Origin of the sequence: Anaerolactibacter massiliensis, from assembly GCF_900290205.1 — a bacterium.
Classification (GTDB): Bacteria; Bacillota_I; Bacilli_A; order Erysipelotrichales; family Erysipelotrichaceae; genus Bulleidia; species Bulleidia intestinalis.
The window spans coordinates 1100003-1126226 of the sequence record NZ_OLMH01000002.1 but is presented as its reverse complement, the minus strand read 5'-3'; the positions used below and the strand labels follow the sequence as shown (position 1 = coordinate 1126226).

General features: G+C 46.3%; 32 protein-coding genes. 26 read left to right on the top strand and 6 right to left on the bottom strand.

Annotation, left to right across the window (positions count from 1 at the left end):
* The first annotated feature begins 422 nt into the window (after positions 1-422).
* From C7E00_RS08960 to C7E00_RS08935, 6 genes are all read left to right on the top strand, one after another.
* The gene (locus C7E00_RS08960) at positions 423-671 is read left to right on the top strand and encodes a helix-turn-helix domain-containing protein (RefSeq protein WP_105303965.1); all 249 of its coding nucleotides are present in this window, start codon (positions 423-425) and stop codon (positions 669-671) included.
* Positions 668-1339, top strand: a complete 672-nt coding sequence (locus tag C7E00_RS08955) for a type I restriction enzyme endonuclease domain-containing protein (protein WP_204378600.1) — start codon at positions 668-670, stop codon at positions 1337-1339. The genes C7E00_RS08960 and C7E00_RS08955 overlap by 4 nt, the downstream gene beginning before the upstream one ends.
* Positions 1340-1525: 186 nt before the next feature.
* Entirely contained in the window at positions 1526-2686 is a 1161-nt protein-coding gene (locus C7E00_RS08950) for an ImmA/IrrE family metallo-endopeptidase (RefSeq protein WP_105303964.1), read from the top strand.
* A complete protein-coding gene (locus C7E00_RS08945) occupies positions 2683-3162 on the top strand; it encodes a DUF4411 family protein (protein ID WP_105303963.1) in 480 nt (159 codons plus the stop codon). The genes C7E00_RS08950 and C7E00_RS08945 overlap by 4 nt, the downstream gene beginning before the upstream one ends.
* Before the next feature lie 386 nt (positions 3163-3548).
* On the top strand, positions 3549-4325 hold the full coding sequence (udp, locus tag C7E00_RS08940; protein ID WP_105303962.1) for a uridine phosphorylase: 777 nt from the start codon (positions 3549-3551) through the stop codon (positions 4323-4325).
* 37 nt (positions 4326-4362) lie between these two features.
* A complete protein-coding gene (locus tag C7E00_RS08935) occupies positions 4363-4746 on the top strand; it encodes a VOC family protein (protein ID WP_105303961.1) in 384 nt (127 codons plus the stop codon).
* 158 nt (positions 4747-4904) lie between these two features.
* Here C7E00_RS08935 and C7E00_RS08930 read toward each other — a convergent pair whose 3' ends face one another.
* Entirely contained in the window at positions 4905-5585 is a 681-nt protein-coding gene (locus tag C7E00_RS08930; RefSeq protein WP_135358195.1) for a patatin family protein, read from the bottom strand.
* Between the two features lie 134 nt (positions 5586-5719).
* On the opposite strand from C7E00_RS08930, the gene C7E00_RS08925 reads away from it, so the two are divergent.
* Together C7E00_RS08925 and C7E00_RS08920 are read left to right on the top strand one after the other, a co-directional pair.
* Positions 5720-5923 (top strand): 2-C-methyl-D-erythritol 4-phosphate cytidylyltransferase, encoded by a 204-nt coding sequence (locus C7E00_RS08925; protein ID WP_105303066.1) that lies wholly within the window; start codon positions 5720-5722, stop codon positions 5921-5923.
* A gap of 14 nt (positions 5924-5937) precedes the next feature.
* On the top strand, positions 5938-7359 hold the full coding sequence (locus C7E00_RS08920; RefSeq protein ID WP_105303959.1) for an IS4 family transposase: 1422 nt from the start codon (positions 5938-5940) through the stop codon (positions 7357-7359).
* A gap of 68 nt (positions 7360-7427) precedes the next feature.
* Here C7E00_RS08920 and C7E00_RS08915 read toward each other — a convergent pair whose 3' ends face one another.
* Positions 7428-7847 carry a patatin-like phospholipase family protein gene (locus C7E00_RS08915; protein WP_239928552.1) on the bottom strand — a complete coding sequence of 140 codons (420 nt, stop codon included), beginning with the start codon at positions 7845-7847 and terminating at the stop codon, positions 7428-7430.
* Positions 7848-7928: 81 nt separating this feature from the next.
* Between C7E00_RS08915 and C7E00_RS08910 the strand changes: the two genes are divergently transcribed.
* From C7E00_RS08910 to C7E00_RS08880, 6 genes are all read left to right on the top strand, one after another.
* On the top strand, positions 7929-8558 hold the full coding sequence (locus C7E00_RS08910; protein WP_105303958.1) for an HAD family hydrolase: 630 nt from the start codon (positions 7929-7931) through the stop codon (positions 8556-8558).
* Positions 8555-9964: a 23S rRNA (uracil(1939)-C(5))-methyltransferase RlmD gene (rlmD, locus tag C7E00_RS08905; RefSeq protein ID WP_105303957.1), complete on the top strand. Its 1410-nt coding sequence runs from the start codon at positions 8555-8557 to the stop codon at positions 9962-9964. The genes C7E00_RS08910 and rlmD overlap by 4 nt, the downstream gene beginning before the upstream one ends.
* A 205-nt stretch (positions 9965-10169) precedes the next feature.
* The gene (locus C7E00_RS08900; RefSeq protein WP_105303956.1) at positions 10170-10376 is read left to right on the top strand and encodes a helix-turn-helix transcriptional regulator; all 207 of its coding nucleotides are present in this window, start codon (positions 10170-10172) and stop codon (positions 10374-10376) included.
* A complete protein-coding gene (locus C7E00_RS08895) occupies positions 10373-10774 on the top strand; it encodes a DUF2178 domain-containing protein (RefSeq protein WP_105303955.1) in 402 nt (133 codons plus the stop codon). Before C7E00_RS08900 ends, C7E00_RS08895 begins: the two co-directional genes overlap by 4 nt.
* Before the next feature lie 359 nt (positions 10775-11133).
* Entirely contained in the window at positions 11134-12012 is an 879-nt protein-coding gene (locus tag C7E00_RS08885; RefSeq protein WP_105303954.1) for a radical SAM protein, read from the top strand.
* A gap of 15 nt (positions 12013-12027) precedes the next feature.
* Positions 12028-12354 (top strand): TfoX/Sxy family protein, encoded by a 327-nt coding sequence (locus C7E00_RS08880; RefSeq protein ID WP_105303953.1) that lies wholly within the window; start codon positions 12028-12030, stop codon positions 12352-12354.
* Positions 12355-12647: 293 nt separating this feature from the next.
* Here C7E00_RS08880 and C7E00_RS08875 read toward each other — a convergent pair whose 3' ends face one another.
* Genes C7E00_RS08875 through C7E00_RS08860 form a run of 4 tightly spaced genes read right to left on the bottom strand, consistent with a single transcriptional unit; the run spans position 12648 to position 14826 of the window.
* The gene (locus C7E00_RS08875; protein WP_105303952.1) at positions 12648-13265 is read right to left on the bottom strand and encodes a sigma-70 family RNA polymerase sigma factor; all 618 of its coding nucleotides are present in this window, start codon (positions 13263-13265) and stop codon (positions 12648-12650) included.
* Positions 13255-14088, bottom strand: coding sequence for a helix-turn-helix domain-containing protein (locus tag C7E00_RS08870; RefSeq protein WP_105303951.1), 834 nt, complete (start codon positions 14086-14088; stop codon positions 13255-13257). The genes C7E00_RS08875 and C7E00_RS08870 overlap by 11 nt, the downstream gene beginning before the upstream one ends.
* 24 nt (positions 14089-14112) lie before the next feature.
* Positions 14113-14541 carry a putative toxin-antitoxin system toxin component, PIN family gene (locus C7E00_RS08865; RefSeq protein ID WP_105303950.1) on the bottom strand — a complete coding sequence of 143 codons (429 nt, stop codon included), beginning with the start codon at positions 14539-14541 and terminating at the stop codon, positions 14113-14115.
* A 6-nt stretch (positions 14542-14547) separates the two neighbouring features.
* On the bottom strand, positions 14548-14826 hold the full coding sequence (locus tag C7E00_RS08860) for a type II toxin-antitoxin system RelB/DinJ family antitoxin (protein WP_105303949.1): 279 nt from the start codon (positions 14824-14826) through the stop codon (positions 14548-14550).
* Between the two features lie 383 nt (positions 14827-15209).
* Here C7E00_RS08860 and C7E00_RS08855 point away from each other — a divergent pair, with 383 nt between their 5' ends.
* From C7E00_RS08855 to C7E00_RS08800, 12 genes are all read left to right on the top strand, one after another.
* Positions 15210-15842, top strand: coding sequence for a CHC2 zinc finger domain-containing protein (locus C7E00_RS08855; protein WP_105303948.1), 633 nt, complete (start codon positions 15210-15212; stop codon positions 15840-15842).
* Complete coding sequence (locus tag C7E00_RS08850; protein ID WP_105303947.1) at positions 15814-17139, top strand: DNA primase family protein; 1326 nt, start codon at positions 15814-15816, stop codon at positions 17137-17139. Before C7E00_RS08855 ends, C7E00_RS08850 begins: the two co-directional genes overlap by 29 nt.
* A gap of 132 nt (positions 17140-17271) precedes the next feature.
* Complete coding sequence (gene mobV / locus C7E00_RS08845) at positions 17272-18270, top strand: MobV family relaxase (RefSeq protein WP_105303946.1); 999 nt, start codon at positions 17272-17274, stop codon at positions 18268-18270.
* Positions 18257-18439 carry a hypothetical protein gene (locus tag C7E00_RS08840; RefSeq protein WP_105303945.1) on the top strand — a complete coding sequence of 61 codons (183 nt, stop codon included), beginning with the start codon at positions 18257-18259 and terminating at the stop codon, positions 18437-18439. Before mobV ends, C7E00_RS08840 begins: the two co-directional genes overlap by 14 nt.
* A 118-nt stretch (positions 18440-18557) precedes the next feature.
* A complete protein-coding gene (locus C7E00_RS08835; RefSeq protein ID WP_105303944.1) occupies positions 18558-20327 on the top strand; it encodes a recombinase family protein in 1770 nt (589 codons plus the stop codon).
* Positions 20328-20494: 167 nt separating this feature from the next.
* Positions 20495-21406 (top strand): helix-turn-helix transcriptional regulator, encoded by a 912-nt coding sequence (locus C7E00_RS08830; protein WP_105303943.1) that lies wholly within the window; start codon positions 20495-20497, stop codon positions 21404-21406.
* A gap of 5 nt (positions 21407-21411) precedes the next feature.
* Positions 21412-22050 (top strand): GyrI-like domain-containing protein, encoded by a 639-nt coding sequence (locus C7E00_RS08825; RefSeq protein ID WP_105303942.1) that lies wholly within the window; start codon positions 21412-21414, stop codon positions 22048-22050.
* Positions 22051-22054: 4 nt separating this feature from the next.
* A complete protein-coding gene (locus tag C7E00_RS08820) occupies positions 22055-22801 on the top strand; it encodes an N-acetyltransferase (protein ID WP_105303941.1) in 747 nt (248 codons plus the stop codon).
* 524 nt (positions 22802-23325) lie between these two features.
* On the top strand, positions 23326-23808 hold the full coding sequence (locus tag C7E00_RS08815; RefSeq protein WP_105303940.1) for a GNAT family N-acetyltransferase: 483 nt from the start codon (positions 23326-23328) through the stop codon (positions 23806-23808).
* Positions 23809-23930: 122 nt separating this feature from the next.
* Positions 23931-24368, top strand: a complete 438-nt coding sequence (locus C7E00_RS08810) for a radical SAM mobile pair system MarR family transcriptional regulator (RefSeq protein ID WP_105303939.1) — start codon at positions 23931-23933, stop codon at positions 24366-24368.
* Positions 24365-25057: a radical SAM mobile pair protein A gene (locus C7E00_RS08805; RefSeq protein WP_105303938.1), complete on the top strand. Its 693-nt coding sequence runs from the start codon at positions 24365-24367 to the stop codon at positions 25055-25057. The genes C7E00_RS08810 and C7E00_RS08805 overlap by 4 nt, the downstream gene beginning before the upstream one ends.
* On the top strand, positions 25042-25950 hold the full coding sequence (locus C7E00_RS08800) for a radical SAM mobile pair protein B (protein WP_105303937.1): 909 nt from the start codon (positions 25042-25044) through the stop codon (positions 25948-25950). The genes C7E00_RS08805 and C7E00_RS08800 overlap by 16 nt, the downstream gene beginning before the upstream one ends.
* Positions 25951-26224 lie beyond the last annotated feature (274 nt).

The following is a 26224-nucleotide window of genomic DNA, read 5'->3' as shown; positions in this document are numbered from 1 at the left end:
TTATTAAGCCAAAACAGAAGGCTCCTGCCCAAAGGCGGGTGCTCATAAGAAAGTTTTGTATCATAAACGATTTGGGCATCTGTCTGAACGGGTTGGCAAACATAAACGGATTGTTGTTTTTGCAGCAGTCCGTTTTTTGTTGCCTTTTGATCGCTTCAATCAAATGGGTTATTGCAGGATGGAACTTCTTGAAGTGTGAAAACCAAACTCAATTAAGACTAATAATAATGATACTGATATGAATAAGATTTATCTTTCTTTTCTTCCGGGAAGCGAACCGAAGAAAACCGTTTGAGTATATAACAACCCTCCCTATTAAATAGTAATATTGAACTGGCGTTTCTAGTTTGCAACGTATCCGTTGATTTTTTCACAGAAATGTGATCCAATGAATGTACATTTGAGATAAGCAGGCTGATGATATGGCCGTTAGTTATAAACCATTAATGCATATGATGATTGAACGCGATATATCCAACGCTGAGCTGATGCGTAGGGCCAGTATATCCGCAAATATAATTACAAAAATCAAGAATGGGCAATACATCGCCTTGGATAAGGTAGAGAGCATTTGCCGCGCAATGGAATGCTCTCCCAACGATATGATGGAATTTATATCTGATCAGCAGAAGGAGGAAGAAGATCATTCCCTACATATGCTACGGAATTGATCCGCCTGATGAAATATACAGATCGTGACGATATCACCGGACCCACTCGGAAAGAGTATGAAGCCATCGCTGCAATTTATGCGGAATTGCAGAAAAAGCGCCGTCACGTTGACACGACCGATCTGATGGTTGAAATCAATTCTATTATCAGCGAGTATGTTGAAATAGACGATATGCCGCTTATGGTCAAAGAAGAGCCGCGCCGGTTTGATATCAGCGCTATCGACTTTGATCTGCTGCGCCGGGAATTTGCGAAGGTTAAGAAAAAGAACCTCGTGATGAAGGATTTGGAGGAGCTGATTCAGCAAAAACTGGACCGCTTGCTTTTCAATAATCCCGACCGCATCAATTATTATGAGCGGTATCAGCAGATCATCACGGATTATAACAGTGAGCAGGACCGCGCCACCATAGAAAAAACCTTTATGGATCTGATGGATCTGGCCAACAGTCTGGATAAGGAGGAGCAGCGGTATGTCCGCGAGGGCTTCGAGAATGACGAAGAACTGTCCCTCTACGATATGCTTTTCCGGGATGACCTTTCCAAATCGGATATCAAGAAGATCAAGGAGTGGCCGCAAGCCTTCCGAAGAAGATCAAGGCAAAGATTGCTGAACTGGATCATTGGACAGACAAACAGGAAACGAAGGCCGCTGTGGACAACTTGATCCGCGATACACTTTGGGCGAAGCTGCCGGAGTGTTATGACGAAATCAGCATTTCCGAATACCGCCAGCGTATTTACGAATATGTGTACACGCGGTATAGAGCGGCTTCATAAATAGATTGGTGAAAAACTGCTCGAATCAATAAACAGACCGCACAAATGAAGCAAATAAAAGGAGGTGAGTCTGTTGGCTGAAGCACTCAGTGGCGTAAATGGTGAGATCATTCGCTGGGCACGAGAATTCTATAATATGTCTCCTGATGAAGCTGCACAGGCTATCGGCGTTGATATTTCCCGCTATCTTAATTGGGAAAACGGAACGGAGCATCCAACATATGCAAAGCTGAAAAAGATCAGTGATGTATTCCGGAAGCCAAGTGCCGTGTTCTTTTTCCCTGAGCCCCCGCAGCTTCCTTCAATCAAGGGAGATTTGCGGACGTTACCGGATGAGATAGTAAACTCGTTCAGCAAAAACGTCATCATCCAGTTTGAAAAGGCAAAAGTCTATCAACTTAGTCTGGATGAGTTGTATGGAAACAAAGAGAGTATCATTGCGCAAAGAAGCAGTTTTCCCAATGATATTGACCAACTTTGCAACTTTTTTAGAATGCAATTAGAGTTTCCTATTTCTGCACAAAAAGCCAGAAAAAGCACAAAGGTTGTCTTTGAGATATTCCGTGAAAAATTCTACGATCTTGGTATTTATGTATTCAAGGATGCTTTTAAGGATAATCGGATTTCAGGTATTTGCTTGAATGATGACCATTTCCCTGTGATCGTCATCAACAATTCTATGTCATTTGCGCGGCAGATTTTTACCTTGTTCCATGAGCTGTATCACTTGATTTCAGATACTAGTGGCGCTGAGATTATCCGGGATGATTACTATGTTGCTTTAAACAATCAGCAGACAGAGATTGAAAAAGCGTGTGACACCTTTGCAAATGCTTTCCTGGTTCCGATGGACGATTTCAAGCTGGAATTAACAAAGAGGCCTATAAACGAGGATCGCATTGAAGAACTGGCAACGCTATATTCTGTCAGCAAAGAGGCCATCATGTACAAGCTTTACAAGATGGGAATGATGACCTCTGCAGAATACAACGACCTTAAAGAGTTTTTTTACGGTGACGCAATCCGTAATGGCGATAAGAAAAAAGGTCAGGGCCGAGGCGGAAACCATTACTACACGCAGCTTACCTATCTTGGACAGAGATATGCAGGCGATGTGTTCAAGCAGTATTTTTCTGGAAAGATAGATAGCGTCCGTGCAAGTGAGATGCTACAAAGCAAGGTGGATCACCTACCGAACCTTGAAACCGTCTATTTCAGGGGGGTGAGCAGATGATATATATTCTGGATACCAATATCATCCGCACACTTCTGAATTTCTTCCCCAAAAAGGGAAAACGGTTTGAAGAAGTATGGGAAAAGATTGATGAGAAGATAAAGGCAGGAGAGTTTATCTCTGTAGATGAATGCTACAATGAACTTACAAGGCAGTTTTCGGAAAAAACAGATCAGTATCAATGGTTCCATGGACATAAGGATATGTTCAAGAATCCAGATGACAAGGAATCCGTTATTATTAGCCAACTGCTTATAAATGCCAAAATGCGGGAGACAGTTCATCAAAAGAACATTTTGGAGAATCGGCCGTCAGCAGACGTCTACATAGCAGCTAAGGCGAAAGCGTTAGCTGCTACAGTCGTCACCAATGAAAACTATAAACCACATTCTGCACAACTTCCGAATCTGTGTGAAGAACTGGGTGTTTCCTGTATTTCATATGATGATTTTATGGCAATCATCGACAGCTTGTGAAACAGAATGGCGTTAATCCAAAGAAGCGTAATTATATGTTTTGTCTCTTTCTTGAATTAACTTTCTGAAGAACATAATGTCTTTGGAAGCGTGAAAACGCGTAGCTCGCACCTGTGCGATCATAAGGGTTTGGGATTATCCCAACAAGCCAGATTTGGCGAAAGAGGTTCTGATCCGGATCGGAACACTGCTCGCCAGTTACCGAGGCGATGACGGTTCCGTACGAAAATCCGCATACTCTTACGAGTATGCCCTGCTTGCCAAGTACTGAAAGGTGGGTAAAGCAGGACGTTGACGGCTAAAACCGTCAACCGCTTTTGGAAAATATTATTTTCCCGGCATAACCATGCGGAATTTTTCATGATGTTATATAATCTTATTCAATCATGGATAAGACAAAAGAAGACTATCAGTTTCATCTGCACATCAGACCAGGAGACGTAGGAAAGTATGTGATTCTGCCTGGAGATCCAGGCCGATGCAAGCGGATCGCAGAATACTTTGATGATCCTAAGCTGATTGCATCAAACCGGGAATTCACGACCTATACCGGAACTCTGAATGGAGAAAAAGTAAGTGTATGCTCTACCGGAATCGGAGGGCCTTCTGCGGCAATCGCAATGGAAGAGCTGATTCATTGCGGGGCTGATACGTTTATCCGTACCGGCACCAGCGGAGGCATGGATCCGAATGTGATTCCTGGTGATATCGTGATTGCTTCCGGAGCGATCCGGATGGAAGGAACCTCAAAGGAATACATGCCGATTGAGTTTCCTGCAGTTGCTGATTTTGATGTGACGATGAATCTGGTGAATGCAGCAAAGAAGCTCGGGTACCGGTATCATGTCGGGATTGTGGAATGCAAGGATTCGTTCTATGGTCAGCAGCAGCCTGAGACCATGGGTGTGGACTACGAGCTTCAGAACAAATGGAATGCATGGCTGAAGGGCGGTACGCTCTGCTCTGAGATGGAATCTGCTGCACTCTATACCATTGCATCAGTACGGCATGTAAAGGTCAGTACTGTGCTCCTGGTATTCCAGAACCAGGAGCGCAGAAAGCTCGGGTTCGAAGAGTATGCTTCAGATAAAGACATGAATTCGTGCCTGAAGACAGCAATCGAAGCAATCAGGATGATGATTCAAGAAGCGAAAGAAAGGTGAGCTTTCTTTTGCGGGCAGAGATTCCGAGGAGAAACTGATGAGGATTGAACATATTGCTATGTATGTAAATGATCTGGAAGGGACGAAGCAGTTCTTTGAGAAATACTTCGGCGCTGTTTCGAATCAGCTTTATCACAACAGGAATACAGGCTTCAGATCCTATTTTCTGTCTTTTTCTGATGGAGCACGTCTGGAAATCATGAACAAGCCAGGCATGACGGATCCGGAAAAAGGAACGGCAAGGACCGGGTATGTTCATATTGCATTCAGTGTCGGCAGCAAAGCCAGGGTGGATGAACTCACGGAGACTCTGAAGAGGGATGGCTATCAGGTGATCAGCGGGCCCAGAACAACCGGAGATGGCTACTATGAGAGCTGTATCTGTGCAATAGAAGGAAACCAGGTTGAGATCACTGAATAGGATATGACAATTCAGAATCATCTCCAGAAACATCTGAACCAATTCCTGGCGAAAGTTTGGCTGAATCATCTGCATGCGGATGGAAAAACTGGACCAATGCGGAAAACAATTCCTATGGCCCGGTTTTCATGAACAGGCAGTATCTGTCTTGCTTCATCTTATTCTGTTTCGCTCAGATATTCTCTGAGGCTAGGTGCAGAGGCTCTTGTATCGGCTCTTCCTAGCTCATAGAGAGCTCCGAGCTTTTCCATATCTCCTGAGAACATCGGGATCCGGATGTTCTCAGAGGGACTGATCACGAAGATTCTCCCATTCTCCTCCAGCTCATCAATATGATTCAGAATCCGGTTGGTCCTGTGCTTCATGGTTTTCAGCTTTTCATCGAATTCCGGATACTTCTTATAAAAAGAATCACACAGGCGGGCAGGGTAGTCTCTTTCCTGTCTCCATCCTTCCGGTCTGGTCTTGACGATCAGAATCTTTTCATATCCCTGAGTAAGTGCCCATTCCAGAGGGATCGGATCAGAGATTCCTCCATCCATGAAGGGGACTCCTTCTATGACAACGGGTTCCGACAGAAAGGGAACGGTGGCGCCTGCTCGTACTCCTCGCCAGAACCAGGGATCTTTTCCTTTTTCGAAGTATCTTGGCATCCCCGTCTTCATGTCTGTGGCAATTGCTACATGCCGAAGGTCCTGGCGGTAATAGCGGGCATTGTCTGCCGGCCAGATCTGCTCAACGCCTTCATGCATGAATCGGAAGCCGGAGATGCCATGGTTCTCGATCAATGCGCGCCAGCCCACAAACCGGCTGTCATGCCGGCAATGGCGTAAACCCAAAATAAGGGTCTACGCCTTTTCTTTTGCGCTGAGATCTGCTGCGAACAGGCGGAATGTAGTATAGATATATCTTGATAAATAATCTTCTTAATACGCATAATATAAGTATATGTAGTATAGGAAAGGAGGCTGTTATGTTTGTCAAAGTAGTACCTAATAATAAAGGCAGAAAGGGAACTTCCTTTATCTACCTTACTGAGTCTTATCGGGAAGATGGAAAGGTTAAACACCGTACAATCAGAGAACTGGGGCTGTTCGATAATGATCAGGTTCCTTATATTCGCGCAGCTTTCGCGAAAAAGAAACCGCGCCTCGTATACGACGATAATTCCGATTAGTAGTAAAGGATCTTATGGGCCTCAGTAATGTCCTTGAGGCTTTCGCTTCCATCATTCATGATCCATCCCTGTTTGAGGCTGCAAGAATTATCAAGTCCTCTTTTACAAGAGAAGATGGCAAGATGCCTTTGCGTTACCTGCTCAACTATCTCATTTTTCGTCATGGCAGGACTCTGAGCGAAGATATTAACTGTTTCTACAGCGATCTGCGTATTAACGACAGGCCGTCCAAGCAGGCTGTTCTGAAACGGATGTCAATTCTCAATCATGGCGTCTGGCAGAAGATCCAGGAATTATTTCTGGATCGGATTTACCTGACAATGGAAAAGAGAAATTACAAAGGATATCTTCTGATCGCCATAGATGGAACGTTTATAAATCTGCCTGATGATTCATCCCTGGGAGAAACCTTCGGAAGACGGAAGTGCGGATATAAAAATGGAGAAGCTCATTATGGGATACCGCAGGCAAAGGTTTCTATCGCATATGATGTTCTTAACCATATCATCCTTGATTTCAGAGTGGCGCATTGTGATACTTCAGAAATTCCGCTTCTTTTTCAGCATCTTGAAGCGTTGGAATCGGTTCTGAAGAATGATAAGGTCATTCTCCTGGCTGATCGTTACTATGGCAGTGCTGAACTTTTCAAATACTGTGAGATGAAAGGCTGGAAATACCTCGTTCGGGCAAAAAGCAATTTCTTCAGAAAGCAGAGAGCTGAGATCCCGGCAGAATGCAAAGATACATGGCTGACAATTCTGATTGACAGAATATGGCAGAAGCGGATCATACGGCCGGCAATACAGACCTTTATCTCTGAACATCCGGAGATGCGTATCAGACTGCTCAGAAATCATTATGAATACGAAGAAGAGCATACCACCGGCAGTGGAAACAAGATCCGGGTGCCGAAATCCGCAGATACGGAATACTTTACCAATCTGCCTCAGGAGGAATTCTCTCATGATGAAATCGTTAATCTGTATCACAATGACCGATGGGACATTGAGACAGGATATGATATTTTAAAGAATCTGATCGACATTGAAGAGTTCAACAGCGCCCGTGCAAATGTGATCTATAACGAGATAATGTCCCGATTTATTTTCAGCAATCTGAAAAGTCTGCTTTATAACGCTGCTTCTGAAAAAATCCAGAAAGACAAAGAGCATCTCATCAACAATAAAAACATCATTGAAAAGTGCCATTCATCGTCATTTGTGCGGGCATTCTTCAAGAAGAAGTTTTCGCTGAAATATGCCTGTTCATGTATAAAAGAGTGCAGCAGGTTTAAAGTAATGGTTCGCGGGGACCGGCATCTGAAACGCTGGGACAAATTCAAAGGGAAGATCAACAATACCAGGCACCGTCTTGATGGAAGACGAAATCCCCCTCTGAAAATAACAAAAGCTGGAATCATGACTTCCAACCATTGATTCCAGCCGTAGTATAGAGGCAGCTCCTCTGTATCTGATTCTAATCCCGATAAGGCTCTGAATACATATTAAAAATTTACGATTCTTTTCCTGACAGGGGCTTTTTTGCGCTTGCGAAAGCTGCAGCTTCCTCTCTTGCGACCAAAAAGAAAATAAGGCGTGAACCTTGAATTGGGTTTACGCCATTGCCGGCTGTCATGCCGGTATTTCAGAGTGATATATGGTCCTCTTCCGATCTGTCCGGTCAGATAGTTGACGGACATCAGCGCTCCTGCCGATACCCCGATGGAACAGTCGAGATTGATTCCCTGGATCATCAGCTCATCGATGACCCCCTGGGTATATACTCCCCGCCAGCCTCCGCCTTCGAACACGGCACATCCGTGAATAAAATGATTTTCTGCTTTTCCTTTCGGAAGCTCATTCAGCCTGCTGTATTCTTTCATACCTCCAGTCTTGATCGTGACTGGCTTTGATGCCATAGTCATTCCGTGCATTCTGTAAGGTTCTTTCCGGAATGGTCTGATCAGAAGTCGCCTGTGATAGAATGATGCCTAGCGAGGAATGCCATGAAAACACTGATCTGGGACTACAACGGAACGATACTGGATGATCTTGATCTTTGCCTGAAGATTGAGAATGAAATGCTCATGGAACGGCATATGAAGGCAGGATACACAAGAGAACAGTACCGGAGTCTGTTCTGCTTTCCGGTGATTGAATACTATTACAAGCTCGGATATACGTTTGAACATGAGTCGTATGAGCAGATCTCCGTGGAGTTCAATGAACGGTATGATGAAGGATTCTCATCCTGCCGTCTGACCGATGGATTTCTGGAGAAGATTGCGGAAGCTGAAGAGAAGGGCTATCAGAACGTGATTCTTTCTGCCTGCCAGGAGGAGAAACTCCTGAAGCAGACTGAACAGCTTGGGATCGCCGGATACTTCCGGGAACGGATGGGCATGGATAATATGCTTGCGGAATCCAAGGTGGAAATGGCAAAGCACTGGATGATCCGCTCCGGTGTGAATCCGGATGAATGCATGTATATCGGCGATACGCTGCATGACATGGAAACTGCAAAAGCGATCGGCATCCGCAATTATGTTCTGGTGGCTTGCGGCCATCAGTCCTATGAAGTGCTTAGGAATGCTTCGGATCATGCTGTCCATAATCTCCGGGAGGTAGTGCTATGAACAAGGAATGCCGGGTACAGAAGATCTGCGGCGGCTGCACCAGACTGCATGAAAGCTATGAAGAGCAGCTGAAGCACAAGCATGAGGAGCTCTCAAGGCTGTACCCGAAATATCATGTCGAACTGACCATTGGAATGAAGAATCCTTATCATTATCGGCATAAAGTCTATGCGGCGTTCGGAACAGACCGGAATGGAAGACTCGTGGCCGGTATGTATGCAGAGCATACACACCGGATTGTGTCTTCCGGATCATGCCTGATCCAGAATGAGACAGCAAACCGGATCTTAAAGGGAATCATCGAGATTGCTGAGGAGATGCATCTGCCTGCGTATGAGGAAGATACTGAAAGAGGGGTCCTGAGACATGCTTATATCCGGGTGGCTCATGCGACGGGAAAAGCAATGGCAGTCATTGTGATCGGATCTGAGGAACTGCCTGGCGCAAAGAAGTTTGTCAGTCTTCTGACTCAGAGATTTCCGGAGATTGAGACCGTCGTTCTGAACTACAATCGGAAACATACGAGTATGGTACTTGGAGAAAGAAGCCGAGTCCTGTATGGTCCTGGATATCTTTCGGATGAACTGCTTGGCATGAAGTTCCATATTTCTCCTGCTTCTTTCTATCAGGTGAATCCTGTACAGACTGAGGTTCTTTATCAGACTGCCATCGATCTGGCAGGAATTACCCGAAATGATTCAGTGCTTGATGCGTGCTGCGGAATCGGAACAATCTCTCTGATTGCGGCTAAGCAGTCGAAAGAAGTAATCGGAGTGGAAATCAGTCCGGAAGCGATCAGAGATGCAAAGCATAATGCAAAGCTGAATCACATCACGAATGCAGAATTCTACTGCGATGATGCAAACCGCTTTCTGGATCGGCTGATCGATTGCCCGGATGTCGTGATCCTCGATCCGCCCAGATCTGGAATGACTCAGGGATTCATGCAGCATTTAGCGAAAATGAAACCGGATCGGATTGTCTATATTTCCTGCTTTCCGAAGACTCAGGCAAGAGATATCAAGAATCTGACCTGCAGAGGCTATCGGGTAAAGAAGATCGTTCCGGTTGATTTATTTCCGATGACGGATCACGTGGAGACGGTATGTTTATTGTCCAAACTTTCCGAAGCAAAGAATCATATCAGCGTGAAGGTAGATATGGATGAGATGGATCTGACGGCGGCGGAGAGTAAGGCGACCTATCAGGAGATTAAGGAGTGGGTGAAGGAGAAGTACGGATTTCATGTAAGCCATTTGAATATCGCGAAGACCAAGCGAAAATGCGGGATCATAGAGAGGAAGAATTATAACCTTCCGAAGAATGAGGACAGCAGGTCGCCGGAGACACCAAAGGAGAAAGAAGAGGCGATTACAGAGGCGTTCAGGCATTTTCAAATGATATAAAATCCCAAAACTCAATTTGGCGAGAAAGATAGGAATGCTGATATATTGGCATTCCTATTTGCGTCTATGGCATTTTTCGGATCCGGACCCGGAAGGAAAGTTTTCTATAAAGCCGGAATGAACATGTAAAGCATGCTTGACATGCCGACTTGCGCATGTTATGCTTCTAAGAGTAAAGCAAACTTTACATGTTGCAGAGGTGTATATGAAAAATCGAATTGCAGAATTGCGAAAGGCCAGACAATTGACGCAGCAGGATCTGGCAAACCTTCTGGGGGTGACACGTCAGACGATCATTTCCCTGGAAGGAGAACGTTATAATCCGTCGATAACACTGGCTTTTAAGCTGGCACGGACATTTGAGCTGAAAATTGAAGATATATTTATTTATGAGGAGGTTGACGAAGCATGAAAGGGAATTATCCTAAGCAGGTATATATTATTATAACGGTCCTTGGAATCGGACTTCTGGTCCTAAACACTGTAATGGATCTTCCAATCGCGGCCTGTGCAGTCGGCGCAGGCCTTTTTGCCTACGGTCTGAATCGATTGGTTGGGGATTGGAGAGTCAGACATAATCCGGAATATGCGAAAAAGCTGGAGATTGCCAATCAGGATGAACGTCTTGCTTTTATAGCCGAAAAATCACGAAGCGTGACGCTGATTATCGTGATCCAGGCACTTGCCATAGTTGGGGTTGTATTGGTTTCGATCGATTTGAAACCTTACGGATTTGCCTGTTTTTACATAACATGTGGGATTTCCGTTCTGTATTTTATTGTATATCAGATCCTGAGCCGCAGATATTAAAGTGTTACAGTTTATTCTTCCACTCGGTTGCGATAAAGTGTCACTTGGTTGATTCCAGGGGAGGACAGCATTCTGCGGTGTACCGTGTTTGGAAGAAGCAGACTTGTACGGATAACATTCCTCGCGAATCTGACGGTGGTATCCGTCATGTACATCGCTGGAATTACGATACATCTGCTTCTGTTGGATGCCGTATTCGGATTCGGGACGCTGAAGGAATCAGTTCAGGTTCTATATGCTGTATGGATGTGCGATGTTTGCATCTGCCCTTCTGTTGATTGACTATGCCAGGAAGGTTGCACCTGAGAAACTGAAAACCGGGATCAGGCATCCGATTAAAGTAAAAGGGAGCTGATAAAATGCATTTTGTTGATGCAAAAGGGATTCTGACCGGCAGCGGCGGACACTTTGGAATGAACATTTATCGGGGATGTACCCACGGCTGTGTTTATTGTGACAGCCGGAGCAGGTGTTATCAGTTTACGCATCCTTTTGAAGATATAGAAGTAAAGCAGAATGCTCCGGAACTCTTAGAGTCTGCTCTTCGTTCAAAAAGAAAGAAGTGCATGATCGGAACCGGTGCAATGTCGGATCCCTATATGCACTGTGAAGAAGAGCTGCGGCTGACCAGGAAGTGCCTGGAGATCATCCTGAAGAATGGTTTCGGGGCCGCAATACAGACGAAATCGGATCGTATCCTTCGGGATATTGATTTGCTTTCGGAGATCAACCGCTCCGCAAAATGTGTGGTGCAGATGACGCTCACGACATGGGATGATGGCTTGTGCCAGGTACTGGAACCGAATGTCTGCAATACAAAGCGGCGGATAGAAGTACTGGAAGAAATGCAGAAAAGGGGAATTCCTACTGTAGTTTGGCTGACTCCGATTTTGCCGTTCATCAATGATACGGAAGAAAATATTACATCTATCCTGCATGCGTGCGTTCGGGTCGGTGTCAAAGGGATTATTGATTTTGGAATGGGGCTGACACTCAGGGAGGGAGACCGGGAATATTATTACGCCGCGCTGGACAAGCATTTTCCGGGGATGAAGGAACGCTATATCAAAAGGTATGGAAATGCATATGATCTGCCAAGTCCAAAAGCCAGAGAACTGACTGAGATATTTCAAAGAATCTGTAAGGAAAACGGGATTCTCTCAAGTCCGGAGGACTGTTTCCGGTTTATGAGTGAATTGCCGGAGAAATATCCGCAGATGAGTATATTTGACCTATAAAGAGGGAGGCTGAACATGGCATCAACAAAAGAGTATCTGGACTTTGTTCTGGAGCAATTATCAGAATTGGATGAAATCAGCAGCCGGGCGATGATGGGCGAATACATTCTATATTATCGCGGAAAGGTATTTGGCGGAATATACGATGACAGGCTTCTCGTAAAGCCGGTTCCAATGGCGGTGAAGTTGATGCCGGATGCAGAGCTGGAATTGCCTTATGATGGGGCGAAGGAGATGCTTCTGGTTGATGACGTGGATAATCAGGAGTTCCTATGCGATCTGGTTCGGAATATGTGGGAAGAACTGCCGGAGAAGAAAAGGAAGATTCCAAAGAAACCATAGGTTTCGTGGCAGAGGATTCCGAAGGGGACAGAGTCCCTTTTGGCACACGACTTTCCGTGGAAAGTCTAGTGTGTTATACCTTTATCCGAAAGCCGGCAGCAAAACAGCAGCGTGTGCACAGTTGAAGCACAGGCTGCTGTCTTTGTATTGCGGAGAGAAAAGGTCGCTTCCGTGATGGAAGCGGACAATTGAACGACGCAATAGGAATGGTGGCGTGACTCCTGTCACGGTGCCGATTCCGGGCCGGATCGAGGATAGAGGTATACAAAAACCAGACAATGAGATTACTGATATTACCAATGGAGCTCTTCGCGGAAACTATGGAGAGCGGTTCGTTCAATGCTCTTTGCGCGGCTGTCACTTAAATGAAAATGGGTTGCAGTCTCTACCCTATCGTGGGGAAGATCATCGTCAAAGCCGTAGCGGTAACGAAGATATGTGCGTTCCCTGGGGGAGATCATATCCAGGGCATGATGGACTTCTTCATATGTTTCTTTTTCGATATAAATCTGTTCCGGTGTCTTTGTGTACTCTGAAAAAAGCCTGTCGTAAAAACTGCTCTCATCATTGTCCGGATCGTTATAGGGTTCAATGTCGAGACTTAACATCTGACCTGTGGAAGGAACGGCAGATGCACATTTCCGGACGTAATCCATCATGGCATTTTCGGAAACCCGGGATGCGTAGGTTTGAAACAGGTTGCCTTTATCCGGAAGGAAAGAGTGAACAGCCCTTAGCAAGCCGATGGCTCCCTCCTGAAGGAGATCGTCTGCTTCAACCTGAAGGCCAGAGTACTGCGCCTCAAATTTGGCAGCCAGTGCTTTAAGGGAAGGAAGCAAATGATCAATCAGCTCATTCTCTGCATCGGCATTTCCGCTTTGCGCCAGAATGCAGAGTTCCTCATTCGTCATGATCCGGTTCCTTTAGAGCATTCAACAAATCCAGGAAACTGGCGCCAAGTGATGTGAGCTTTTCTTCCGGTATGCCAGCTTCTGAAATGGTCTTCATAACCGCTACTGTCAGATCTTCAGCGGTCAGCTTGCTGAGATCAACTGACTCACCATCTTTGGTCAAATTCTCTCGCAGCAGCTTTAACACTTCGGTGGTCGCGGCCTGCTGTGCTTCTGACGCCGACTCTGCATTTTTCTTTATATCTCGTACGATCTGCATAAAAAGATTCTGGATCGTGTTCGTATCAGCTGTGACAGGAGGAGTAGCAAGCAACCTCAAATCCTGTGCGGCATTTTTCGCTGTATCTGCATCTTCCGGATGAAGGTTTGCTTGATCCAGAGTGAGAGATCGTATGAAGGTCAGGATCTGGTTCATCGCATTGATCCCAGCAATCATGGTCTCGTCCCGATACCGTGCAAGTAAAAGCAGTAGCTGCGGAAAGCGGGGATGCTCGATCAGCTGATTCAGTACGGATGCATCGACCTTCCCCGTATACAGGAGTTTTGCTGTCTCCGCCGAGAGCCTAAGCTCCTCAATATCATAATTCTTCCGATCTGGGATATCCGTTTCACCAAGAAGGAAGTCCGTCGACACATCAAAGTAATTGGCGATCCGGATGATGAAACCATCGCCCAGGTTCGTTGTCCGCCCCTGGAGATACCGGCTGAGGGCGCTGTTTGAAAGGCCGACCTTTTCGGCAAGTTCGGCCTGGGTGATCTTCCTGTTTTTGATAAGGTCCTGGATACGCTGTCGGGTATCGCCGGGGAGATAAGTGTCGGACATGGCGGCCTCTTTTCTGGTCAGGGATTACTCATCTCGGAAATCCTGATCCCTTAGGATAATGTCCAGCATCTCCCGAGGGGTCACGATAAAGGGTCTGTTTGGGAAATGCCTGATATTTCCGGTCACAAGATAAGCCTCTTCCTCTTTTCGTTCTTCCATAACCACTTCATAGAATACGAGATCTTTGGGATCCGGCAGTTCAACGTCAAGATGCTCGGCATCGACATAAATGGCACGTTTATGAAAAGTGCTCATAATGCCTTCTATGAGATCTTCAGGAAGATGAAACTTTGGACGGGAAAGTACTTCCCGATATTCCTTTTCTATCGCCTCATTTAGAATGGGTATGATTGGCCCGTCAAAGGCAAGTTCAACGATGCTCCCCGGAACAGAGTGTGACTTCAGAACTGCTGAGACGAGGACATTCGTGTCGATAACCACATAATACTTCATAGGCGTTTATTTCCTTGCTTCTGCGATTTCAGCGTTGATCTCCTCGAGAGTCATGTCTGAGATGCCATATTCCTCTGCGATCCGACTGGCCCTTTGAAGAGCGCGGATACCGGGATTGGTTTCTTCCTCTATTTTCATACTGAAAGGAATACCGTTTTCCTGGTTCAGCCTTGAAACACACATCCTCAGATATGCGGGAAGAGAGAGCCCGAGACGATCAAGGATCTGAACGGCACGGAGTTTTTCTGTATCTTCTGTCCTGAATTGAACTAATGTGCTTGCCATCGTATTATCCTCCTGACTTGATAATGGTTTATGGTCATACCTTAACCACCTATAGCATACCACAGAAAGAAAACAAATGCAATCAAATGATTACAATTGTTGTAGGATGGGAATCCTCATTGATTTTGCTGTCTCGTGGTCTTACTGGACACTTTTCTTCAAAACCGAAAAATTGTCCAGTGGGATTCGTTGCCATTGTTTCTACGAGTTTATCTTACGCATATAACTGTCCCATAATCCGGTCTCGATTGCATTTTTGCAATTTTCACCCTCTCTGCTTCTTCCAAATCCCAGAACCGCCTCATTTTTAAGTTCCCCGGCATTTTCTCCGTATAAGAAACCAGGATGAAAAATCCAAATAATTCTGAAGGAGGAAATGCACTATGAACCATTTTGAAACTGTTAAAGCAAGTGTCAGCGTGCCGGAGGCTGCCAGGGCATACGGGCTTACCGTGACCTGCCATAACATGACCCGGTGTCTCTTCCACGATGACCGCCATCCAAGCCTTAAGCTCAATCCGGACTTCTATTACTGCTTCGGATGCGGAGCGAAGGGTGATGTGATCGACCTGGTCGCAGGACTGTTTGATCTCAGTCTCTATGAGGCGGCCAGAAAGATCGCGGAGGATTTTGGAATCGACCCGGATAATCCGCCGAAGGTCGCTGCACTTGCAAAACCCAGGCACCCGATGATCAGGGCGTTCCGTGATGATGAACGCTACTGTCAGCGGGTGCTTTGTGATTATCTGCACCTTCTGGAGAACTGGAAGGTGCAGTATGCACCCACTTCGATGGAAGAAGAGCCGGATGACCGCTTTGTGGAAGCCTGCCAGATGTTCGCCTATATCGAATATCTGGCAGACCTTTTAACGGTCGGCAATCTTGAACAGCGGAAGGCTGTGGTCATGGAACTGATGCAGGATGGCAAAATCACCGGACTTGAGGACTGCGTGAACAGAGCCCATGAGAAGGAAAGGAGGTCGGATAATGCCGAGAAAATCAACGCTGCCTCCTGATGCCCCGGTATGGCTCACGGAAGACCGCAGGATCGATGAGATGACATTCTGCTGTTCGTTTCTCGAGGCGCATCCTATGAAATGTGTCCATGGGAAGCTGTATACCGTCGATGGTCTTATCTCTGACGAGGCCGCCTTAAAGCGCGAAATCTTTATGGAGATCTGTGATTGGGTCAAATCAGGAACTGCCAGAAAGGTAGAGGACCTTTTGAAGGCAGTCAGGATGATGGCCTTCGCTGATGAGCCACCATTGCATCAGGACCGCATCCATGTTTCAAACGGTACCTGGTATCTGGACGGTCATTTCAGTGAAGAAAAGGAATACTGCCGGAACCGGCTGGAGGTCGCATACAACTCGGCGGCAGGCATAGCGAACGTCTGGCTGAACTTCCTTTCGGAGCTTCTGGTCCCAGAAGATATCCCGACCCTGCAGGAGTACCTGGGATATTGCCTGCTTCCTACTACGAAGGCCCAGAAGATGCTCCTGATGATCGGAAAGGGCGGCGAAGGCAAATCCCGGATCGGACTGGTGATGCGGTCGATCCTCGGGATCAATATGAACACCACCAGCATTCAGAAAGTTGAAACAAACCGCTTTGCCAGGGCAGACCTGGAGGATAAGCTGCTCATGGTGGATGACGATATGGATATGAGTGCGCTGACTAAGACGAACTATATCAAATCCATTGTCACTTCCGAGTGCCAGATGGATGTCGAACGGAAAGGCATCCAGAGTTATCAGAGCCTCCTGTATGTCCGATTCCTTTGCTTTGGGAACGGAGCCCTTACCGCACTTCACGATCGGTCTGATGGGTTCTTTAGACGGCAGATCGTAATCACCACGAAGGACAAGCCGGAAGGCCGTGTTGACGATCCCTATCTTGTCGAAAAGCTGATCGCGGAAAAAGAGAGTATCTTTCTTTGGTGCCTGGAGGGACTTAAGCGGCTTGTCGCCAATGATTACCGGTTTAACATCAGTGGCCGGTCAAAGGACAACATCGATGCTATTGTGAAGGACGCGAACAACATCCTGGAATTTCTGGCATCCGAAGGGTACCTCACTTTCCATGAAGACAGTAAGGCTGCGACTTGCGATCTGTATGCGGCTTATAAGGAATGGTGTGATGACAATGCGGACAATGCGCTTTCCATGAAGAGCTTCGCCAATTTCCTTTCCCAGTATGCGGAAACGTATCATCTGATCCCGGATAACAACATCTATCGAGGGAAGGAGAAACGCTGCCGGGGATATCGCGGCGTCGAGGTCATCGATCATGATAACCCATTTCTTAAATAAAGCTGTCAAATCATGCGTACGTGCGTACAAGCGTACGGAGCCCATCCAGGGTACCGTCTGTACGCATGTACGTACGAACACAATAATCAGGAAGTCTTTACCACTACAGAGTTTGAAGGAGGAGCAGACACTATGGCAGCACCGCAGTACGCGATCATGCGATTTATGAAATATAAGGGGCCGGAGATCGGGAAGATCGAGGCCCATGACGAAAGAACCAAAGAGTCTTATGCCAGTAACCCGGATATCGACCCTGGCAGGACTCATCTGAATTTCCATCTGGTTGAACCTCAGGGCCGGTACCGGACGGAAGCAGAAAGACAGATCAGAGAAGCCGGATGCCGGACCCGGACGGACAGTGTTAGGCTGGTGGAGACAGTGATCACCGCCAGTCCTGAGTTCTTCCAGGGAAAGAGTATGAAGGAAATCAGAGCCTTCTTCCGGGAAGCACTGGAGTTCATCAAACAGAAACAGAATCCTGATACGATCATTTCAGCCGTGGTGCATATGGACGAGAAAACGCCCCATATGCACCTTTCTTTTGTCCCGCTGACGGAAGACGGCAGACTTTCGGCAAAAGAGATCATCGGCAACAAGAAAAAACTCATCAAGTGGCAGGATGCCTACTGGGAGCATATGGTCAAAAGGTTCCCGGAGCTTGAAAGGGGATTAAGCGCCAGCGAAACCGGCAGGGACTATATCCCTCCCCGGGTCTTCAAAGAGATGACACGGCTCAATAAACAAAGGGGGAAGCTGGAGGGTCTGCTCTCGGAGGTCAATGCCTTCAATGCGAAGGCTAAGGCTGCCGAGATCGGTAAGGTGCTGGATAAGTATATCCCAAGTGTAGAGAAGATGAGCACGCAGGTCCGGAAATACAGCAAGGTTTTCGGTTCCATGAAGGCTGAAAACGCGGCGCTTGAACTGGCAAACGAAACCCTTACGGCAGAACTGAAGGAAAGCCGCCAGGAGAGCGTTTTAAAGAGAATGGCAGATCTGCAGCTTCGTCGTGACTATGACGCTGCGGTGGCCCTTCTGGAGCGGATCCCGCCGGAGGTATTGGAGGCCTACGCCCGTGACGATCGGAGTGAAAGGAATAAAACGAAAGGGAGGGATGCGGATGTACGAGAATGATGTGTGGAGCGGCCTGGCGGATTTTCTCGCCAATATGATAGAGAAATATGCCGGGGAGATGGATCTGGACGCACTGCCGGATCCCAGACAGCAAAGCAGGCTGAAAGGCATCGAAGAAGTGTATCGAAGATATATGCGGCTTAGTGCAGAAGCGAGACAGGCTGCATAACAATCAGGCCGATTCTGTGGATGTTTCCATGGAGTCGGCCTTCTTTTTTATTGAAAAATGGACATATATATGGTAAGATGCACGTGGAAAGTATGTCCAAACTTTTGAGGAGCCGTTGATGGAAAATAAGAAAATCAAGGTCTATATTTATACCCGCGTTTCGACCACAATGCAGATCGATGGCTATTCCCTGGATGCCCAGCGGACCCGCATGCGCGCCTTTGCGGAATTCAATGACTATGAGGTTGCGGGGGAGTATGAGGATGCCGGCAAGTCCGGAAAGTCCATAGAAGGTCGCGACGAGTTTAACCGCATGATGGAAGACATTAAGACCGGCAAGGATGATGTCTCCTTTGTACTGGTCTTCAAATTGTCGCGCTTCGGGAGGAATGCTGCAGATGTCCTGTCCACGCTGCAGACGATGCAAGATTTCGGTGTGAATCTAATCTGCGTGGAAGATGGCATCGACTCTTCAAAGGATGCCGGGAAGTTGATGATCTCCGTTCTGTCAGCAGTCGCAGAGATCGAGCGTGAGAATATTCGTGTCCAAACCATGGAGGGCCGGATTCAGAAAGCCAGGGACGGCAAGTGGAACGGTGGTTTTCCGCCTTATGGATACAGCCTGAAGGATGGTGTACTGGAGATCAATGAGGAGGAAGCTCCGGCGATCCGCACCATTTTTGAACAGTGGGTCTCCACGGATATCGGCGCCAATGGTCTTGCCAAGTATCTGGAAAATCACGGGATCCATAAGATTGCCCGTCATAATGGAAAGAATCCGCTGTTTGATTCCGCACTTATTCGCCGTATCATCAAGAACCCGGTGTACTGCGGAAAGATCGCTTATGGCCGCCGTAAAACGGAAAAGGTGCATGGCACCCGCAACGAATACAAGCTGGTCGAGCAGGATGATTACCTGGTAGTGGATGGCCTGCATGAAGGCATCGTCTCGGAAGAGTTGTGGAACCAGGCCCAGGTCAAAATGATCGCCCAGGCAAAGAAATACGAGCATGTGAACAAGGCGAAGGATACGAAGACACACCTCTTGTCAGGCCTTGTAAAATGCCCTGTATGCGGCGCAGGGATGTACGGTAATAAAAGTATCAAGCACCGGAAAGATGGATCAAAGTATAAGGATTTTTACTATTACGGCTGCAAGCACAGGACCATGACTCGTGGTCATAAATGTGATTATAAAAAGCAGATCCAGGAAGAGGTTTTGGATGCTTCCGTGATCGAGATCATCACGAAACTGGTCTCGAATCCGCGCTTTGCCTCGCTCATGCAGGAAAAGATCAATATGAAGGTGGACACCACGGCCATCGATCAGGAGATCAAGGTGCTGGAGAAACAGCTGAAGCAGTCCTACGCCATGAAGCGGAAGACCCTGGAAGAGATCGAACAGCTGGATCCGGATGAACGTCATTATAACCGCCGCAAGGCCGATCTGGATGACCGTTTGTACCGGATGTACGATAAGATCGATGACCAGGAGCAGAGCCTCATAGAGGCTAGGGCAAAGAAGCAGTCCATTGAGTCTGAAAAGGTCACCGGGGATAACATCTACAAGATTCTGATTTACTTCGATAAGTTTTATAAGCTGATGAACGAGGAGGAGCAGCGGAAGCTGATGGAAACCCTCATCGAAGAGATCCAGATCTACGAAGAGCGGCAGACCAGCGGACAGTGGCTGAAGTCGATTACCTTCCGTCTGCCGATCATCGACAGCGATATGAGTATACCGATCGGAAATAGTTTGGACAGTGAAACACACATCGAGACGGTGTGCCTCTTGAGCAAGAAAAATGCGAAGCCGAAGGACTGTGTTGAGATTAGCGTTGATGCTGAGGATTATTACAGGATCAAGAGTTCAGAGAAAGACATTTGACAGACTACTAAAGTTTGAAGAGTATGTGAAAAAACCTGTGGAATGAACCGTGATAGGGGATTTCCACAGGTTTTCCTTTTGCTGAAATTGCATTGCTCTGATATAACAAACATAACATACAGATGTCGTGTTATATGCGTTAGTATATAAATGGAGCGTAAGAGAACATGAAGATAGACAGGCTGATAGGAATATTGTCAATCTTATTGCAGGAAGACAAGACAACAGCTCCTGAACTGGCAGAAAAGTTTGAAGTGTCTCGCAGGACGATTAACCGAGATATCGAGGACCTTTGCAAGGCCGGTATTCCTGTTCGTACAGTTCAGGGCACTGGCGGCGGGATCAGTATTATGGACGGATACCGGATGGACAGGACGATCCTGACATCCAGGGACATGCAGATGATCCTTGCAGGACTGAGAAGCCTGGACAGCGTGAGCGGGAGCAGTTATTACGGTCAGCTGATGGAAAAAATACAGGCGGGATCTTCTGAGTTCATCAGCGGACGGGATTCCATTTTGATCGATCTGTCATCGTGGTATCGGGATTCGCTGGCGCCGAAGATAGAAACGATACAGGATGCGATCGGAGACAGGCACATGGTCCGGTTTCGGTATTATGCTCCGTCCGGTGACAGCGAGCGGACGGTTGAACCTTATTATCTGGTATTTCGATGGTCAAGCTGGTACCTTTGGGGCTGGTGTATGGATCGTAAGGATTATAGATTGTTTAAGCTGAATCGCATGGATCGCGTTACAGAAACGGATAAAGAATTTGTCTGTCGAGATGCACCTATGCCGGGTCTTTCAGCTGAAAAAATATTTCCGGGTGAGATTAAGGTTAAGGCGTTATTTTCACCGGATATGAAATGGCGCCTGATCGAAGACTTCGGACCTGATTGCTTTACAGAAGCGGATGATGGAAGACTGCTCTTTACAGCGGACTACACGGATATGGAAAACCTTGTGACCTGGCTCATGACTTTCGGAGCGAAGGCTGAAGTGCTGGAGCCGGCAGAAGCGCGGGATATTATCCGCAGGAATGCAGAGGAGACATTACAGCTTTATGAGGAGGATTAACATTTATGGCATTTGATTTCAAAAAAGAATACCAAGAATTCTATATGCCGAAAGGAACACCTTCAATAGTAACTGTGCCGGAAATGAATTTTATCGCGGTACGCGGCAGCGGGGATCCCAATGATGAGGAAGGCGAGTACAAACAGGCGATAGGTCTTCTGTACGGTATTGCTTTTACGATCAAGATGAGTAAGAAAGGCAGCTATCAGATCGATGGATATTTTGATTATGTGGTGCCGCCTTTGGAAGGATTCTGGTGGCAGGATGGAGTGATCGGTGTCGATTATACCCATAAGGATTCTTTCCGGTGGATCTCCGTCATCCGTCTGCCGGATTTTGTGACGAAAGATGATTTTGACTGGGCTGTCAAAGAAGCTGCGGCAAAGAAGAAACAGGATTTTTCGAAAGTTGAGTTCTTTACCTATGATGAAGGGCTGTGTGTTCAGTGTATGCATATCGGGGCTTATGATGATGAGCCTGCCACGGTAGCGGCGATGCACAGATTTATGGAAGAGCAGGGATATGCTCTTGATATTACGGACGAACGCATGCACCATGAGATTTATCTGAGCGATGCGCGGAAAGCAGCACCGGAGAAGCTGAGGACCGTGATCCGTCATCCGATAAAAGTGAAGGAGAATTGATCCTATGGAGTATATCAGAGTTACAAAGGAAAATCTTGAAAAGGAGCATATCTGCTGTGCCATTTCCAATAATAAGGATGTTCAGGTGTCATCGAAGAAGGCGTGGCTGGCCGACAGGTTTGAAGAGGGACTTGTCTTTCTGAAGAGTGTGGAGCGGGGAAAGTGCTTTATAGAATATATCCCGGCTGAGAACGCGTGGGTTCCAATCCAGGCTGACGGCTATATGTATATCGATTGCCTGTGGGTGTCCGGTTCCTTCAAAGGTCATGGCTATTCTGCAGACTTGCTGAACGCCTGCATTGAGGACAGTAAAGAAAAGGGGAAGAAAGGACTGTGTATATTGGCAGCAGCTAAGAAGAAGCCGTTCCTTGCCGACCCTAAGTTTCTGAAATATAAGGGCTTTACCGTATGCGACGAGGCGGACAATGGCATTCAGTTGTGGTACTTGCCATTTGTGACGGATGCAGACAAGCCTCATTTCAGGGAATGTGCAAAGCATCCGCGCATAGAAGAAAAAGGTTATGTACTGTATTACACCAGCCAGTGTCCGTTCAATGCGAAGTATATTCCAGTGCTGGAGCAGACTGCCAGAGAAAATGATATACCATTCCATGCGATCCATATCGAAAGCAGAGAGAAAGCACAGAATGCTCCGACTCCGATTACAAACTATGCGTTGTTTCATGACGGAGAATATATTACGAATGAGCAGATGAACGATAAAAAGTTTCTGAAACTTGTGAATGCTTGATCAGGAGCAATACCGCCATGGAGTTTTTGCTGCTCACGTGGAACAACGTCGAGACAGTGGCTCTGCTAACAAGAACAAATTGAAAGAGGGCTGGAAAAGCCAGTGTTTAAGCCATTTCTGCGGCATCCGTCTTTCTGAGAAGTGAGACGGGTGCCGCGTTTTCTTATAGAAAAAATGTAAAAGTTGGTCTGGCGTGGCTGTGGGAAGGCTATTTTGATGAATTTTTAACTGGCGAGACTGTGGCTTTGCTATTTTCAGGGGTTGTGACTGTGGAAAGGCTATTTGAGCAGGAACAGAAAGGGAGGCAGTGCAGAATCATTATCTGCACCGCCTCTCATCGCTTTTTTGCCGTCTCGGACTATCGGGACGGCTTTTACGTTTTTCACGAATTCCAAACATGATATACTAAGTAACAAAATTGTGCTGATGAGATGAATATAATTGCCACTGATTTCAAAGCCACTTGGAATAAGACAAGATACGTATTCCAAGATATAAATCGGAATTTAGCGAGGTAAAGATATATGCTTCATTTAGAAAAAGTAAATGGTAATAATGTCTGGGATATCCTGAAACTGACGGTATCGGAATCGCAGAAGAACTTCGTTGCCACCAATGAGATCAGCATCATTGAAGCGTATACTGCAATTACGGGAAACGGTCATGCATTCCCGTTTGGTATATATGATGAGGATAAGCCTGTAGGCTTCCTGATGATTGGTTTTGATGTTGATGATTATTGGACGGATGCACCTGAAATTGCAAAGGGAAACTATAACCTGTGGCGTCTTATGATCGATAAGGCATATCAAAACAGAGGGTACGGGAAAGAAGCAGTCAGCCTTGCATTAGAATTCATAAAATCTATGCCTTGTGGAAAAGCGGAATACTGTTGGCTATCATATGAACCCGATAATGCAGTTGCCCGTCAGATGTATCGCTCTTTCGGTTTCGAAGAAACCGGTGAAATGGACGGCGAAGAACTGATCGCTGTTCTGAGACTGTAATTAACAACTTCAAGTTTGGAGAATTGAAAAAAACAGAAGTTACCTATTAAGACATATAAACTCTTGGTAATAAAGCTCCTATATAGTATATTTTTAATAAACTACTATATAGGAGCTTTTGCATGGACATGAATGGAGGATTTCTTGTCACTAAAATAAAACAACTTGGAGACCGGATTTTCGAGAAGATTCTCAGTGAAAAGAATATTGATGCGTTTAATGGAGCCCAGGGACGTATTCTTTATGTGCTGTGGCAGGAGGATGGTATCTCAATCAGGTCACTCTCGACTAAATGCGGATTAGCGATAACATCTCTTACTACGATGCTGGAAAGAATGGAAAATCAAGGGCTGATAAGCCGTGTTCAATCTGAAACGGACAAAAGAAAAACACTCCTGTTTCTAACTGAGAAAGCACATGCCTTAAAGGGCGAGTACGATTCTGTATCTGATGAGATGGGCAGTATTTACTACAAAGGTTTTTCTGAGGAAGAAATTGCCCAGTTTGAGGAATACCTCGACCGCATCAGAAAGAATCTTGAGGAGTGGCAGAAGTCATGAGTATTTGTATCAAAGATCAGATTCAGAACATGAATATCGTCATTGGCTGCACAGTGGGGTGTACATATTGCTATGCCCGCAACAACGTGAAACGCTGGCATATGATTGATGACTTCGCTGATCCTGAGTTCTTTCCAGGCAAGCTCAGGATGATGGAAAAGAAACGTCCGCAGAACTTTCTTCTCACCGGCATGAGCGATCTCTCTGGATGGAAGCCGGAATGGAGAGACGAGGTGTTTGCAAAGATCCGTGAAAATCCACAACATCAGTTCCTGTTCCTTACCAAGCGACCTGATTTGATGGATTTTGATACCGATCTGGAAAACGCATGGTTTGGCGTTACGGTGACGAGGAAAGCAAAACTGTGGCGTATCGACGCCCTTCGGAAAAACGTCAGAGCAAAACATTACCATGTTACCTTTGAGCCGTTATTCGACGATCCCGGCACAGTTGACCTTTCCGGAATCAATTGGATCGTTGTCGGCACCATGACCGGAGCTCAGAGCAGGAAGATTCATACGGAGCCGGAATGGGCATGGTCTCTGGCGGACCAGGCACATAAGCTTGGCATTCCGGTGTTTATGAAGGAAGACCTTGTCCCTATCATAGGGGATGAAAATATGATTCAGGAAATGCCGGAAGAATTTAATAAAGTGTTAGAGGTACAGAAATCATGGAAGAAGAAATAAATGGAATCCTCATTCGTGAGGTGGAAACAAAGAACATTATGACTAAGTCTAGTCTGCCGGTAGGTGGTTACTCGGTCAATCCCTATGTGGGCTGTACACATGCCTGCAAGTATTGCTATGCTTCTTTTATGAAGCGCTTTACCGGGCACAAGGAGGAATGGGGCACTTTCCTTGATGTGAAGCATTGGCCGGAAATTAAAAATCCGAAGAAATATGCCGGACAGCGGGTAGTTATCGGTTCTGTGACAGATGGCTACAATCCACAGGAGGAGCAATTCGGGAATACCAGAAGACTTCTGGAGCAGCTGATTGGCAGTGACGCAGATATTCTGATTTGCACAAAGTCGGATCTTGTGGTACGGGATATTGATCTGCTGAAGAAGCTTGGACGTGTAACCGTTTCATGGTCGATCAACACACTGGATGAAAATTTCAAGAATGATATGGATTCTGCTTCGAGCATTGAGCGCCGTATCGCTGCTATGAAGCAGGTATATGAGGCAGGTATCCGTACAGTCTGTTTCGTATCCCCGGTATTCCCCGGTATCACGGATTTTGAAGCAATCTTTGAGCGGGTAAAGGATCAGTGCGATCTGTTCTGGCTCGAAAATCTCAATCTTCGAGGCGGTTTCAAAAAGACAATTATGGATTATATCGCTGGAAAAAATCCTGATCTTGTACCACTTTACGACGAGATCTATAACAAGCATAACCGTAGCTACTTTGAAGCACTTGAAGTAAAAGCTGAGAAAATGGCTAGGAAGTATGATTGTGCCTTTGTAGATAATGAAATGCCTTATGGCAGAGTCCCACAGGGGCATCCGGTGATCGTGGATTATTTCTATCATGAGGAAATCCGTGGGACAGAGAATACCGGAAAAAGAAATCGCTAACTTCCAGTTTTGCGCCTTGATTCCTTTAGATATGTTTCCTCATTTGATACTTGAGTTTTAGATATGTTTCCGCAAACGGAGACTGAATTTTGACATGTTCTGACAGACAGTCAGGCAGCATGATTATATTTTCCACTGTCTCGGGGCATGTTGAGACGGTCTGCATGATGTCAAGGGTCGAAGGAAAATAGACGCGAAAGCCCAGTAATACAGAGGTTTTCGGGCAATCGAGCAAATTTGGCATCGGGCAGTACGAACGCTTCTCGGCAACTTA